This is a genomic window from Sulfolobales archaeon (genome assembly GCA_038881635.1).
In the GTDB taxonomy this organism is placed as follows: Archaea; Thermoproteota; Thermoprotei_A; order Sulfolobales; family AG1; genus WYEN01.
Genome location: JAVZPJ010000015.1, coordinates 1 through 13,041 on the forward strand (window position 1 = coordinate 1; position 13,041 = coordinate 13,041).

Sequence of the window (13,041 nt, forward strand, 5' to 3'; positions counted from 1 at the left end):
TACCACACCATCCCCGCCCTAAAGGGCGAGGCTTTCGAAATTGTAATCGCATGTATAAACCTATTTCATAGATACTTAAGATGTGGGGGTTTAGGGGTGCCCCTGAACGCCCCCAAGGGTGATGCAATCCCAAGACCGATGCAGGGGAAGAAATATGAGGCGATGAAAACAACTTACATAAACTTATATAAGAGCTGAACCCCTAAATACCATCTCATATCTCGACAGCTTCGGGGCAGACTCTTCTAATCTTCTCTAGGAGTGATATATACCACTCTGGAAGCTTTATACCTTCTATTCTTCGAGATGGTGTGTAGGGTTTTATATCTAGAACCGGAGTTCCATCAAATAGATCCAAACCATCAACATGTAGAATCCTACCTTCTCTCTTGAGAAGTCTCACTATAGAAACAGCTATGGGATTAGGTCTATGAGGTGAGTCTGTGCAGAAGACACCTACCTCAGGTATTTCTTCCTCGGAAAGTCCGTATCTCATGAATTTTCTAGGTCTTACCCTGAGAACTCCACGTCTTGAGATGGCTTTATGCAGGTATGCTATAACTATTATATGTGAGAAGCCTTCAATACCTTCGAGAGCTTCCTCGTATTCGGGCAGTATCTCTATAGATCCCTGAACTCCTCTGACAGCTCTCGCAACACTATCATCTGGTAGAGATACTCTTACAAATCCTACAGGTCTTAGATCTATTTTAACATCCGGGGTATCCATGGTAGGCAGCCTCTCTCATTATATTCTCTCTCGTAATCTTAGAAGAAGTCTTGCTACATACTCTGCGATCTTTGGTATCGTATCCACTGTTATATACTCGTTAGGAGCATGAGCTCTCCCACCATGTCCAGGAGCTGTTGATATCATAGGTACTCCAAGTTTTCTTGTGAAAAGATATGCGGGTGCCGACCCTGGTAGCATGGGTATTATATATGGTTTCATCATCATATCGCTATAGATATCCCTAGCTAGTGAGACGTAGGGGTTTCTAGGATCTGTCTTACTCCATGTATATGCATCGTGAACTTCTATTTTAACAAACTCTGAAAGACCTAGTCTCTTCACAAGATCTTCAACTCCTCTGATCACGTCTTCAGGTTCTATTCCTGGAACTATTCTAAAATCTAATCTCATAACAGCTTCTGAAGGTGTTATAGTCTTGGTTCCAGGTCCTGTGTATCCTGATGTGAACCCATCTATATTAACAGTCGGCTTGAAGTACACAGCTATATACCAGTCATCTCCAGATAGTCTTGTCCTGCTTATACCATACATCTCTACGAGTTCTTCTAAAGGTGATGCTTCTCTGATATCTTGAAGATATCTCAGATCCTCTTCAGTAGGTGTGAGAGCTTTCTCATCAAGCCACGGTATTCTAGGTCCTTCTAGAGGGTCTATAAGATGAGAAGCTATTCTTGCTAGAATTGCTGCTGGATTGTAAAGTCCTCTGCTATTACTACTATGAACATCATATCTAGATGTTCTAGCTCTGAGCTCTATAAATACAATACCTTTATTCCCCAGAACTATAGAAGGCTTGCCGGGAACCCTCTCGGAGGGGATTGCGAATAGAGTGAACTCAGAACCTCTAAGCTCGCTGAATTTATCCTCTATGAATCTAGGCATTGAAGGACTTCCGATCTCTTCTTCTCCTTCGAGAACTATGAGTATATCTAGAGGAGGTTCTCCAACAGATCTGATGAATGTCTCGATTCCTAGGAGAGAGCTCATGAGAGCTCCCTTAGTATTATAAGCTCCTCTCGCAATGATCCTGTCTCCTATAATCCTCGCCTCGAAAGGAGGAGATTCCCACAGCTCTAGAGGTTCGACTGGTTGCACATCATACATGTTGTATAGTATCATCTTCTTATCGGAGGATCCTTTGATTCTCCCGAAAACTATTGGATGACCTCCGTACTCTAGAAGAACAGCAGATCCTCCCAGTCTCTCTCTTATAAAATCAGCTAGATAGGATGCTGTCTCTCTAATCCCAAGCCCTGACCCTGATATGCTAGGCATTCTAAGAAGTTCTACGACATCTTTCACGAGATCTTCTCTATGTTCTTTTACGTAGGATAATATTTTCTCAACAAGGTTTCCAAGCATTTTTATCTGTAGATAAATCGGGTTCAGAGTTTAAAACTCTTGAGAGGTTCAGCTCTCATATTTTCATCGAGTGATCCTTATTCGCTGGTTAGCATGTAGAATCTACGAGTATTTCTTATAAAAACAGTAAGGATTGATAGAAGATTGTGAGAGGCTTAATTAAGATCTGAGGATATCTATCTTGATAGCAGTCCTCGCATGACTTGGTTTCTAGGGATCTATAGATTAATATTATTAGATAAGATGATATTGTGAGGGTCTGCTTCTGATGAGGATCTATAGATGGGTTGTAGGACCTTTGAGAACTAATTGTTATATGATCGAGAGTTTGAATGAAGCTCTCATAATAGATCCTGGGTGGCATGAGGGTTTAGATGATATGATAAGAATTATTAGAAGTAGATCTCTGAAGCTCATAGGTTTTATCGCAACCCATGGACATTTCGATCATGTTGCCGGGGTTTCTAGGCTTAGAGAAGAGTTCAACGCAGAATTCATGATACACGAGAGAGATCTTGAGATAGCTTTAAGAGCTCATGATATAGCACTACGATATCTTAATATAGAGATTCCTAGAGTTCCTAAGCCAGATCGCTTTATTAGAGAGGGAGATCTCATTAGAGTGGGAGATTCGAGGATCGAGGTAATTGAAACACCGGGGCATAGTCCTGGTAGTGTGTCTCTGATTCTGAGAGAAAGCTCTAGTGGTAGACTTAGAATATTCACGGGAGACACTCTCTTCAAGGATAGTATTGGAAGAGTAGATATCCCTGGAGCATCTCCTGAGATGATGAGAGAAAGTCTTAGAAAGATAATCAGTCTTCCAAGAGATACTCTGGTATACCCTGGACATGGTGCTGAGACGGTTCTCGGGAGAGAGATCGAGAGAAATAATGTGCTGAGAAGTTTCTTAGAAGATCTCTAGAGAGATCATAAGAGATGTGATAGCGTGTAGGATCCAGATATTCTCAGCATGAGATTCTATATCTACTCCGACCTCTCCGATCTCAGGGTGTGAGGTTCTCAGGTTATTATAATCTCTTCGCATATGCCGAGGATTTTCCAGTTTAATGCTTATATACTTTTCTAGTAGAAATCTAGATGGTGCGAACACATGTTCGCACGTCCTCTCTTCTCTATCAAGGTGCTGGACATGCTACTCATAGTATACATCATGCTATCTCTAGCACTACCCTATATACTGTCTGGAGATAGAAGTCTGATAACTTTTCTAGTCTACGTGATCCTAACATTAGCTGCTATGATCACTGCCTTCGCTCGTTTGAGGAGGTGGAGTGAGATTGATTGAATTAGTTGTAGTGCTAGTAGGATATCTACTGCTACTAGGATTTGTATCTCTATGGAGTAGGATCCGAACTAGAGTAGGAGATCCTGTGGATTACTTCATAGCTAGTAGAGGGCTTACAGGTTTCATCTCGGCGATGACTTATGCTACTACTACTTATAGTGCTTTTATGATGGTGGGTTTGGTAGGGCTCTCCTATGCTACTGGTGTAGGTGCTCTGGTGTTCGAGCTTTCTTATCTGATATCAACGATAGCAATACTATCTATTGTAGGCGTGAGAATATGGGAGATTTCTAGGGAGAGAGGGTATATAACTCCTACACAACTGCTTAGAGATATGTATGGTTCTTACTGGGCTACTGTTTTCGTGGTTTTCATGATCGCGATCGCTTTAATACCTTATTCATCTGTTCAGATAATAGGTCCTGCCGTGATACTCTCAGGTATAAGTCGTGGTGCGATTGATTATCAGACTGCTGCTACTATATCCGCTATAGTGATAATTCTGACAACTCTAACAGCTGGGATGAGATCGATTGCTTGGACTGATGCTGTTCAGGGTTTTATAATGATATTCTCGGCAGTAGCATTCCTATTATGGCTTGCTGTCAGACTGCCTCCGGAAGCTATATCATCTCTAGGAGATCTAGGGCTTTTAAGTCCTCTAAACAGCTTCTGGACTCCATATACTCTGATAGCCTATACAACACCTTGGATATTCTTTGCGATAACTAATCCACAGGTTTTCCAGAAACTATACATACCTAAGGATAGAAGAGCTTATACTAGGATGGTTCTATACTTCTCGATATTCGGACTGGCGTACACTATAATATCTGTTCTAGTAGGGTTAATAGCTAGAGGACTTGAGGAGACAGGAGTTCTAGATATTAGAATAGATAGGGATTGGAATAAGGTCACACCACAGCTTCTAAGCAGTACACCAATAATACTCACAGCTTTAGTAGGCATATCTATAATAGCTGCTGCAACAACTACCATCAACTCTATAATACTCACTATATCATCTATGATCTCTTACGACACACCTGTTCCAGAGAGGATTAAACTGTTAATAGGCAAGATAATGGTTGTGATCCTAACATTAATCGTATATCTCTTCGCTCTAGCTAGACCGGGATTTGTGGTAGATCTTGCGGTGGCATCTTCTACAATACTTCTACCACTACTACCTCTATATCTATTCTCGATATATGGGCGTGCTAACAAGATCTCGTATATAGCAACTGTATTCATATGCCTGCCACTATCTCTCTACATGGTTCTAGCCAGGGTGGTGACAGCTTATATTCCAAGAGAGCTGGTTATACTGCTGCTCTCGTTAATAGTTTATCTAGTAGCACTGTTGCCCAGCAGGATTCTAGGTAGATCTGCTAGAAGATAGTTTTATCTTTTTATGTTGCAAGTATCATGCGATCCTTCTTCTGATAATAAAGGGTGTTATCAGGAGATCAATCCCAGGCTTGAGAGTATTATGAGTAGTAGAAATGTTGAGACACTTATAAGAATATTATCATCTATAGGATTAAACTCGTAGTGTTCTATGAATGATGCTACTGCTGCCACAGGAATACCCCATAACCCTATATAGTAGTAAGATATTGAAGCACACACTATAAACATGGCTAGATTACCCCACCAAGATTTAGTTCTCTTCCTATACAGAGTGTTTCTCACAAAACCTGTGGCAGCATCTCCGAAGGACATGAATAGAACTGGTATAATACCGTACAAAGGTGTTCCGAAGAAGATCCATGAAACCGCTATTATAAGACCCCATGCTATGCAGAAATTAACCTCATACATGTTATCCTCAACCTGGTACCAGTAGAGGAGTTTTCCAGTTCTATGAGGAATCCAATTCATTATTGCGAGAGCTAGTGCGAGGATCATAGGTAGAAGTGGTGATGTGAAGAAGATCGGAACTAGAAGAGCTACAACACCTCCGGCAAACACGTGGATTATCTTCCTATTATAGTACACGATCACATTATGAGGCATGTTTCTCCTAGATAGAATGCTATACACAAGCTTCGTAGCATAGACAACAGCTAGAACATATATGAGGAGAGCTATAGAGTATGCTGTCTCTGAAAACATATTAGATGGTATCAGACGCGATATATAGGTTTCCAGGAGACTCATGACACCACCTTTTCAGACCCTGATATATTCTAGTAGAATATTTATTAATCTCAACAGTCAAAACCTAAGCCTAACGAGATCCAGGATATAAGATGTTTAAAAACATTCATGAGATCTTATGAAGCCGCGGCCGGGATTTGAACCCGGGACCTCTGCCTTACCAGGGCAGCGCTCTACCAGGCTGAGCTACCGCGGCACGTCCACATATACTTTAGAGCTAGAGCTTTTATATCTGATATCTCTTCTCTACTTCTCGTACGCGATCTCTCCATCTATGTATACTCTTCTTATATTTAATTTCTCGTCTAGAGCAATTAGATCTGCTCTGAATCTTCTTTCGATTCTTCCGATCATGAACTTGTTATCAGCATTAATACTTCTAGCAGGAGTAAGACTACTCATTCTCGAAGCATCTGCCAGGCTGAAGCCTAGGTCTATGATGTTTCTGAATGCTTTTATCATTGTTAGAGTGCTTCCTGCTAGAGTATCTCTGTCGGCTAGTTTTGCAACTCCTTTCTCAACTCTAACTCTTAAACCTCCTAACTCGTATACTCCGTCTTCAAGTCCTGTTGCTGATATGGAATCTGTTACTAGAGCTATTCTATCAGCTCCTGCATATCTGATCAAGAGTTTAACTACTGAGGGGTGGAGGTGTATCATGTCGGCTATGATCTCTAGAAAGACTTTCTCTGATTCTAGAAGAGCTAGAGAGATCCCTGGATCTCTATGATGGAATCTTCTCATAGCATTGAGAAAATGAGTTGCTTTAGAAATACCAGCTCTAACAGCTTCAACACCTATCTCGTAAGATGCATTAGTATGTCCTGCGCTAGCTACTACACCGTGTTCTCTTACGTATCTTATAAATTCTATGCCTCCTTCAATTTCAGGGGCTATAGTTATCTGAGAGATCAAACCTTTTGAGGCGTTCCAGTACTCTCTAAATTCTGATGCTCTAGGAATTCTAATATGATCAGGGTTTTGAGCGCCGGCCATTTCTCTAGATATGTAAGGACCTTCAAGATGAATACCTAGAATCCTGGCGCTAGAACCGGGTTTTCTCGAGTCTGCATACTTTCTAATACTTTCACAAGCTTTTACAAGTATTTCATGAGGAGCTGTGACTGTTGTGGGTGTGAGAGATGTCACACCATATCTGATGATTCTTCTAGAGATCTCTTCTAAGGTTTCCGGAGTTGGATCCTGTGTTATGTCTAGTCCTTCTATACCGTGTGTGTGGGTGTCTACGAATCCTGGGATGATTATCATGCTATCGAGGTCTTCTGAAGATCCGAGGTTTGTGTTCGGAGATCCTTCGCCTACATCTTTTATAAATCCTCTCTCGATAACTATGAATCCTCTCTCAATAATTTTCTCGGGTGTTGCGATCTTTATTCTTCGAAGAATATGCATTATCTCTCCCAGAAATCTGGTGATTCGATTATAAAAAGGATTGGATATAGATCATGTCTCACAGATCTTCTGTAGATCAGGCAGCCACCGCTTCAGCATCTCTCAGCAGTGGTCTTTGTTCATCATCAAGAGATAATATGATACAACTATATAAAATCTTGTTATAAACAATCTCTGGTGTGGCGCTCTTGAGAGTGTATCCTCGTTATTCTATAACTAGTGTGGGAGCTATACTAGTAAGAGGAGAAAAGATTCTTCTCGTGAGAAGAGGGTTTCCTCCGGCTAAGGGTATGTGGTCTATTCCTGGAGGTGTTGTTGAAGCTGGTGAGAGGATCCTGGATGCCGCTAGGAGAGAGCTTGCGGAGGAGACAGGACTTGAAGCAGAGCCTCTTGGTGTGATGTTCATAGTTAATGTGGTCGTTAGAGATAGAATTGGTAGGGTTTTATATCATTATACGATACTTGATGTGCTCTTCGATGAGAAGAGTTTGAGAGGATCTCTTAGAGCTGGTGGTGATGCTTCTGAGGTATCATGGCTGGATCTAGAGGAGGTTTTAAGAAGAGAAGATGTGGCTAGAGGTACTAGAGCTGTGGCTAGTATGCTTGTGTCTAGAGGGAGAGATATTATGAAGACGCCAGTGTTAAACCTTGTAGAAGTAGAAGATTTTGAAGAAGCTTGAGTATATCTCGAGAAATATATTGAGAAGAGGTTTTTCATAAGCCTTACTCCGGCTGATAGATTGATTAGTACTGCAGTCAGCTGTGAATAGCATGGTCAGGCTTTTAGTGGGGTTGTCATCATGTTGCTACTGCTTTCGGTGTTTATTGTATTAGGTTGAGAAGATATATGGTGTGGAAGATATCTCGTATGTGTTGTATGATGTTAGATCTTTTACATGTTTAAGTTGGTGATCTCTAGAATCTTATTTAATATGCTTCTTATCATAAGATTTTTTCTTGAAGTGGTTGTCATGGCTCGTGAGTATAAGTATGTGAAGAAGATCGGTCGTGTACCTGCTCTGGGTATGGGGACTTGGGGTATTGGCGGGGGTGCGTGGAGTCCTGATTATAGTAGGGATAGGGAGAGTGTTGAGGTTCTCAGAAGAGGTTTTGAGCTGGGTATAACTCTTGTGGATACTGCTGAGATGTATGGAGGAGGACATGCTGAGGAGCTGGTGGGTGAGGCTGTTAAAGAGTTTGATAGAGAGGATCTTTTTGTTATCTCGAAGGTGTGGCCTACTAATGCTTCTTATGATTCTGTTATTAGGTCTGCTAGAGCTAGTATGAGACGTCTTGGAAGCTATATAGATCTGTATCTTCTTCACTGGCCTAGTGAGAGTGCTCATATATGTGATACTATTAAGGCTTTTGAGAAGCTTGTTGATGAGGGTGTGATCAGGTTTTATGGGTTGAGCAATTTCAGTGTTGAAGGTGTTGAGAGTGCTAGGAGCTGTTCTAAGAAGTATGATGTTGTAGCTATTGAGAACAGGTATAGTCTGTATCATAGGAGAGATGAGAGAGATGTGATTCCTTATGCTCAGAGAGAGGGTATGATGTATATAGCTTACACACCTCTGGAGAAGGGTGTTGTAGCTAGAGATGATTTTCTGAGAGAGATCGGAGCTAGATATGGGAGGACTGCTGTTCAGGTAGCTCTTAATTGGATGATTATGATTGATAATGTGGTTCCCATACCTAAGGCTTCTAAGAAGGAGCATATTGAGGAGATTGCAGGATCTCTTGGTTGGAGGCTTAATGAGGTTGATTGGAGAAGGATTAGTGAGAGGTATAAAAGTTTTTGATTCTATCTTCTTCTTCTTATTGTGATACCTCTGGCGTAGTAGGCGTAGCCTATTGTAAGTCCTAGGAGGACTCCTACGATAACGCCGGCGGATATCCACGCACCTCTCTCGGTTATCTCGGGAGGTCTTGTTGTTGTGAAGCTTATGAATTTATATTCTGTGTATGTTTCTGTTGGTGCTAGTGTGAATATGGTTGTTGTTATGTTTATGATAGCTGTTGTTGTGGTGTTGTCTATCAGCTGGATTATAGTGCTTTGAGTGAGTGTTGTGAGTGGGTAGACGATAAGGGTTAGGGTTTGGGTGGTTGTTGTGGTGATGGTGGTGATGTTTGTGGTGTTTGTATTGGTTTCAGTGTTTGTGGGTTGTTGGAGGAGTATTTCTTCTGAGGCTGTTATTATGTTTAGAATCTGGATTCCTAGTATTATGAGTATTAAGGCTGTTATGAATCGGATCTTGTTCATTAGATGCACCTGAGAGAAATTATTTGAGAGGCATAATAAGAGTATCTCTAGATCTTGTGTGTTGTTTTCTATTTAGATCTGGTTTTACTCTCCTGATCTTATGTAGAGGATTATTCTATCTATTATCTCCTGAGGTATTTTATTGAGTTTTAGAAGGTATTTTACAACTCTAGCTGGTGTTCTTCTATCTATTATCTGTGAGTATATGTATCTGCTGGCTTTATCTATGTCTTTGTAGATCAGGATCAAACCTCCTAGTCTTGTGGGTAGTATTGTGAATTTATTTGTTGAGGTGTACTTGATCTTGAGCCATCTAATGTTTTCATCTCTCTCGCTCAGCATGTTAAGAATCTTCTCGTTGATGTTTATCTTGATCTGTTTAAGCTCTCTATTGGTTGTGAAGCCTTTCTCTTCTACGTATCTTATTATTCTATCTATTATTTCCTCAGTTTTCTTCTTGTTAACCTCTTTTCTAATGCTTCTCTTGCTAATCTTGTAGAGCTTCTTATACTTGGATACGCATGCTATAGATGTATTGAATTTTCTTGCTATATCTATATCTCTTAAACCTTCTATAGAGAGTTTCAAAAGATCTTCTCTAGAGATCTGAGGGCATCTAGATATTCTTCTACGTATAAGCCCCATAGCTTTGAGATATAGAGATACTGTTCTAGGACTTACATCTAGTTTTCTAGCGATCTCTCTAATACTAAAACCTTTAAATCTCAGATCTCTTATAATCTCAAGATCCTTATCAGAAATCTTAGACCTAGTACTCCGCCTCCTAGGCTTAAGACCGCTAACTCTCACATAAACATATAGAATCTTAGGATTAACACGTAGAATCCTGCTGATATCCCTAACACTAACACCCTGATCCCACAGCTTTCTCAGAAGATCCAATTCTTCTTCAGATAACATACCTACCATTAAACTAGTATTAACAGGGTAGTATTTAAAGAACAAGTACAATCAGTAAACACGTTAACACCAGATACACTATAAAAACAACCACCTCACCCAATATCTAGCTCTTCAAAGTTTGGCGGAGATCATTAGAAGTTTAAAAAGCTACACCACTGAAGCTTTTAGTTCTCCATTATCCTATATGATGAAAAGGTTTTCCTCTGTATTTTTGTTCTTATTTCTCCTTCTCTAAATTCTACTTCTACTGATCCGTTTTCACACTCTAGAACATCTGACCCGTACTCGTATGCTCCTCCTATTTTTCCTACTATTTCTCTCAGCAGTTCTTCATCTTCATATTCTGAGCACATGTCATGCTCTTCTAATTCCTCGAATATCGCGAACGATGCTTTCACTAGATCTTCTTTTTCTCTTATCTTCATCCTCATATATCGTCTCCGATTTTTCTTTTCTGCTAAGAGGGTTTAAATACTTTTAGCTCTTTATTATTTTATAGTAGAAAAACTTTTTCAAACACATACCCAGAACTAAATCTCTACACCTTTATTTCTCTGCTACTCTGCGAGAAGTCTTTCACGCTCCAGCACACTAATACCAGGGGTAGCCTGCCTGCTGATGGTAGTATCACTATGGAGAGACTGATCGAAGGCTCTGACCGCTTTCATTTTTATGCTTAGAACTAGAATTCTATAGTAGGTGCTATAGTGTTCATGCCTGTTATGGCTCGCACCAGAATCGGCAGGTACTACAGAACAACCATCCCCAGAGAGATCCGCAAGCTACTGGAGCTGAGAGAGAACGACGAGATAGAGTGGGTTTTCGAGAACGGAACAGTCTACATTAGAAAAGCACGGGGTAGGCAAAGTGGTTAGATGTCCCTTCTGCGGGCTTGAATCGAGCCTGGAGGATTTCAAGATGCTAAGAGAATCCTGGAAGTACGGGTTCTATGAGGTTAGAAGGCTCGAGTGTCCTAAGTGTAAAGGTGTGTTCAACTACTACGAGGGCTTTCATCGAGAGGTAAGCGCTCATCTTTCGCGATTAGATTGTGAGCGAGGGCTTGAGCATGAGTGGTAAGGTTTCTGTGTCTCAGATAGATATAGTTGATGTTGTGAACTGCTTTAAGCAGCACGTGAGCATGGCTAGAAATGAGGAGGATGTTAGAGTGTGGGTTTCAGTAAGGTGTATTGAAGAGAAGATATTGAAGCCTCTTGGTGTGACTCAGTATGGTCATTATGAGTATACTCTAGTCTCAGGTGCTAGAGCTGATGCGCTGTATGGCCATGTGATAATTGAGTATAAGGCTCCCGGCAAGCTCTCATCAGCATCTAGTATAGCTGAAGCTAAGGAGCAGGTAATCGGATATATCACTAAGGAGGCGCAGAGCAAAGCTTTGTGGGATAGGTATCTGGGAGTCATAATAAGCGATAGAATAGCTTTCGTGAGATACTATAAGCCTCAGGATACATGGATACTGAGAGGACCCTACGACATCACTAGAGAGAGCGTTATCAAGCTCATAGAAGCGATCAGAGGATTAAGGAGGAAAGCTCTAAAAGTAGATCCTCTACTAAGCGACTTCGGGCCTAGGTCTAGCATAGCTATGAGAGCTGTAAGTACTCTCTACAGGAAGCTATTGAGCTCAACCAATCCGAGGACCAAGACTCTCTTCGATGACTGGATGAGGCTCTTCAAGCAGGCAACTGGCTACGACCCTGAGAAGCTTAAAGAACTCCGCGAGTTGGCATCTGACTACGGTATAGCAGGCAATGTTAACTATGATGCTCTGATATTCGCTATTCAGACATACTATGCCTTCATAATGAAGTTGCTGGCCGCAGAAGTTGTCTACCTATATGGCGGTGGCAGGTTCTACAAGTCCTACATCGCAGAGCTGGACGACAAATACACAAGCGGTGGTGTTGAAGCCTTAAGAGCTGCTCTAGCTGAGCTTGAGAGCGGAGGCATCTTCAGGATGTTCGGCCTCGAGAACTTTCTCGAGGGAGACTACTTCTCCTGGTATGTTGGTGAGCTGGATAAGGATCTAGCTGACGTGCTGGCTGAGATCGTCAGGAGGTTAGCGGATTACGAGCCAGCAACACCACAGCTGGAGCCGGAGTACGCTAGAGACCTGCTGAAGAGGCTCTACCAAAATCTTGTTCCAAGAGACATAAGACATAGACTAGGTGAGTACTACACACCAGACTGGTTGGCGGATTTCCTCCTAGATGAGGTAGGGCTCACGCTTGAGAACTTGGAGAAGATGGGAGCTGAAGATCCGTTAAAGCCGCTTCAGATAAGGGTCCTCGACCCAGCTTGCGGATCGGGAACCTTCCTAGTAAGGTATATTGCAAGACTCAGAGCTTACGCTAGAGAGCACTATTTAGAGGACGTGCTAGTAGATCATTTACTGAGCAACGTCGTAGGATACGATTTAAACCCGATAGCTGTGCTGACAGCTAGAACCAACTACCTGCTCATGATAGCTGACCTGCCAAAGAGAGGGATAATAGAGATACCAGTATATCTAGCAGACTCCCTCATGGTTGAGAGGAAGACGACTCTCTCTGAAAGCGTCTACGTGCTCAAAACAGTTGTCGGAGAATTCCAACTGCCCGTGAGGATCGTGGATAGCGGACTCCTACCGAGGATCCTATCAGAGGCAACCAGCGCGCTGAGAAGCAGGTATAGACCCGATGACTTCAAGAACAGGATTAAATACGTCTTCAAAGACATATCGAACAGCGAGCTAGAGGTGTTAACAGGGTTCTATGCTACCCTGCTAAAGCTCGAGGAAGAGGGAAAAAATGATGTGTGGGTTTCCATAATAAGAAACGCTTTCGCACCAATGCT

General features: G+C 41.7%; 15 protein-coding genes and 1 tRNA gene. 8 read left to right on the top strand and 8 right to left on the bottom strand.

All coding sequences use genetic code 11. From position 1 onward, the window contains the following. A partial coding sequence (locus QXS89_07050) for a hypothetical protein (GenBank protein ID MEM3831931.1) occupies positions 1-198 on the top strand: 198 nt, incomplete at its 5' end. A gap of 16 nt (positions 199-214) precedes the next feature. Here the strand turns inward: QXS89_07050 and tsaA are convergent. Next, positions 215-730 (bottom strand): tRNA (N6-threonylcarbamoyladenosine(37)-N6)-methyltransferase TrmO, encoded by a 516-nt coding sequence (gene tsaA, locus QXS89_07055; protein MEM3831932.1) that lies wholly within the window; start codon positions 728-730, stop codon positions 215-217. 18 nt (positions 731-748) lie between these two features. After that, on the bottom strand, positions 749-2,116 hold the full coding sequence (locus QXS89_07060; protein MEM3831933.1) for a M20/M25/M40 family metallo-hydrolase: 1,368 nt from the start codon (positions 2,114-2,116) through the stop codon (positions 749-751). Positions 2,117-2,384: 268 nt separating this feature from the next. On the opposite strand from QXS89_07060, the gene QXS89_07065 reads away from it, so the two are divergent. The 3 genes from QXS89_07065 (at position 2,385) to QXS89_07075 (ending at position 4,827) form a co-directional block, all read left to right on the top strand. Next, on the top strand, positions 2,385-3,041 hold the full coding sequence (locus QXS89_07065) for an MBL fold metallo-hydrolase (GenBank protein MEM3831934.1): 657 nt from the start codon (positions 2,385-2,387) through the stop codon (positions 3,039-3,041). A 189-nt stretch (positions 3,042-3,230) separates the two neighbouring features. Then, positions 3,231-3,425, top strand: coding sequence for a hypothetical protein (locus QXS89_07070; protein ID MEM3831935.1), 195 nt, complete (start codon positions 3,231-3,233; stop codon positions 3,423-3,425). After that, complete coding sequence (locus tag QXS89_07075) at positions 3,418-4,827, top strand: sodium:solute symporter family protein (GenBank protein MEM3831936.1); 1,410 nt, start codon at positions 3,418-3,420, stop codon at positions 4,825-4,827. The genes QXS89_07070 and QXS89_07075 overlap by 8 nt, the downstream gene beginning before the upstream one ends. 59 nt (positions 4,828-4,886) lie before the next feature. Here QXS89_07075 and QXS89_07080 read toward each other — a convergent pair whose 3' ends face one another. The 3 genes from QXS89_07080 to nagA form a co-directional block, all read right to left on the bottom strand. Further along, positions 4,887-5,588: a dolichol kinase gene (locus QXS89_07080; protein MEM3831937.1), complete on the bottom strand. Its 702-nt coding sequence runs from the start codon at positions 5,586-5,588 to the stop codon at positions 4,887-4,889. A gap of 122 nt (positions 5,589-5,710) precedes the next feature. Further along, a tRNA-Thr gene (locus QXS89_07085) sits at positions 5,711-5,784 on the bottom strand. Positions 5,785-5,834: 50 nt separating this feature from the next. Continuing rightward, positions 5,835-7,001, bottom strand: coding sequence for an N-acetylglucosamine-6-phosphate deacetylase (gene nagA, locus QXS89_07090; protein MEM3831938.1), 1,167 nt, complete (start codon positions 6,999-7,001; stop codon positions 5,835-5,837). 194 nt (positions 7,002-7,195) lie between these two features. Between nagA and QXS89_07095 the strand changes: the two genes are divergently transcribed. Continuing rightward, positions 7,196-7,681, top strand: a complete 486-nt coding sequence (locus QXS89_07095) for an NUDIX hydrolase (GenBank protein ID MEM3831939.1) — start codon at positions 7,196-7,198, stop codon at positions 7,679-7,681. Between the two features lie 291 nt (positions 7,682-7,972). Then, positions 7,973-8,803, top strand: a complete 831-nt coding sequence (locus QXS89_07100; protein MEM3831940.1) for an aldo/keto reductase — start codon at positions 7,973-7,975, stop codon at positions 8,801-8,803. Between the two features lie 2 nt (positions 8,804-8,805). Here QXS89_07100 and QXS89_07105 read toward each other — a convergent pair whose 3' ends face one another. The 3 genes from QXS89_07105 to QXS89_07115 form a co-directional block, all read right to left on the bottom strand. Next, on the bottom strand, positions 8,806-9,264 hold the full coding sequence (locus tag QXS89_07105; protein ID MEM3831941.1) for a hypothetical protein: 459 nt from the start codon (positions 9,262-9,264) through the stop codon (positions 8,806-8,808). An 84-nt stretch (positions 9,265-9,348) separates the two neighbouring features. After that, on the bottom strand, positions 9,349-10,185 hold the full coding sequence (locus tag QXS89_07110) for a helix-turn-helix domain-containing protein (GenBank protein ID MEM3831942.1): 837 nt from the start codon (positions 10,183-10,185) through the stop codon (positions 9,349-9,351). Positions 10,186-10,352: 167 nt separating this feature from the next. Beyond that, positions 10,353-10,619 carry a hypothetical protein gene (locus QXS89_07115; GenBank protein ID MEM3831943.1) on the bottom strand — a complete coding sequence of 89 codons (267 nt, stop codon included), beginning with the start codon at positions 10,617-10,619 and terminating at the stop codon, positions 10,353-10,355. 282 nt (positions 10,620-10,901) lie between these two features. Between QXS89_07115 and QXS89_07120 the strand changes: the two genes are divergently transcribed. Continuing rightward, complete coding sequence (locus tag QXS89_07120) at positions 10,902-11,063, top strand: AbrB/MazE/SpoVT family DNA-binding domain-containing protein (protein MEM3831944.1); 162 nt, start codon at positions 10,902-10,904, stop codon at positions 11,061-11,063. A 191-nt stretch (positions 11,064-11,254) separates the two neighbouring features. Continuing rightward, the coding region (locus tag QXS89_07125) for an N-6 DNA methylase (protein MEM3831945.1) at positions 11,255-13,041 on the top strand (1,787 nt) is incomplete at its 3' end.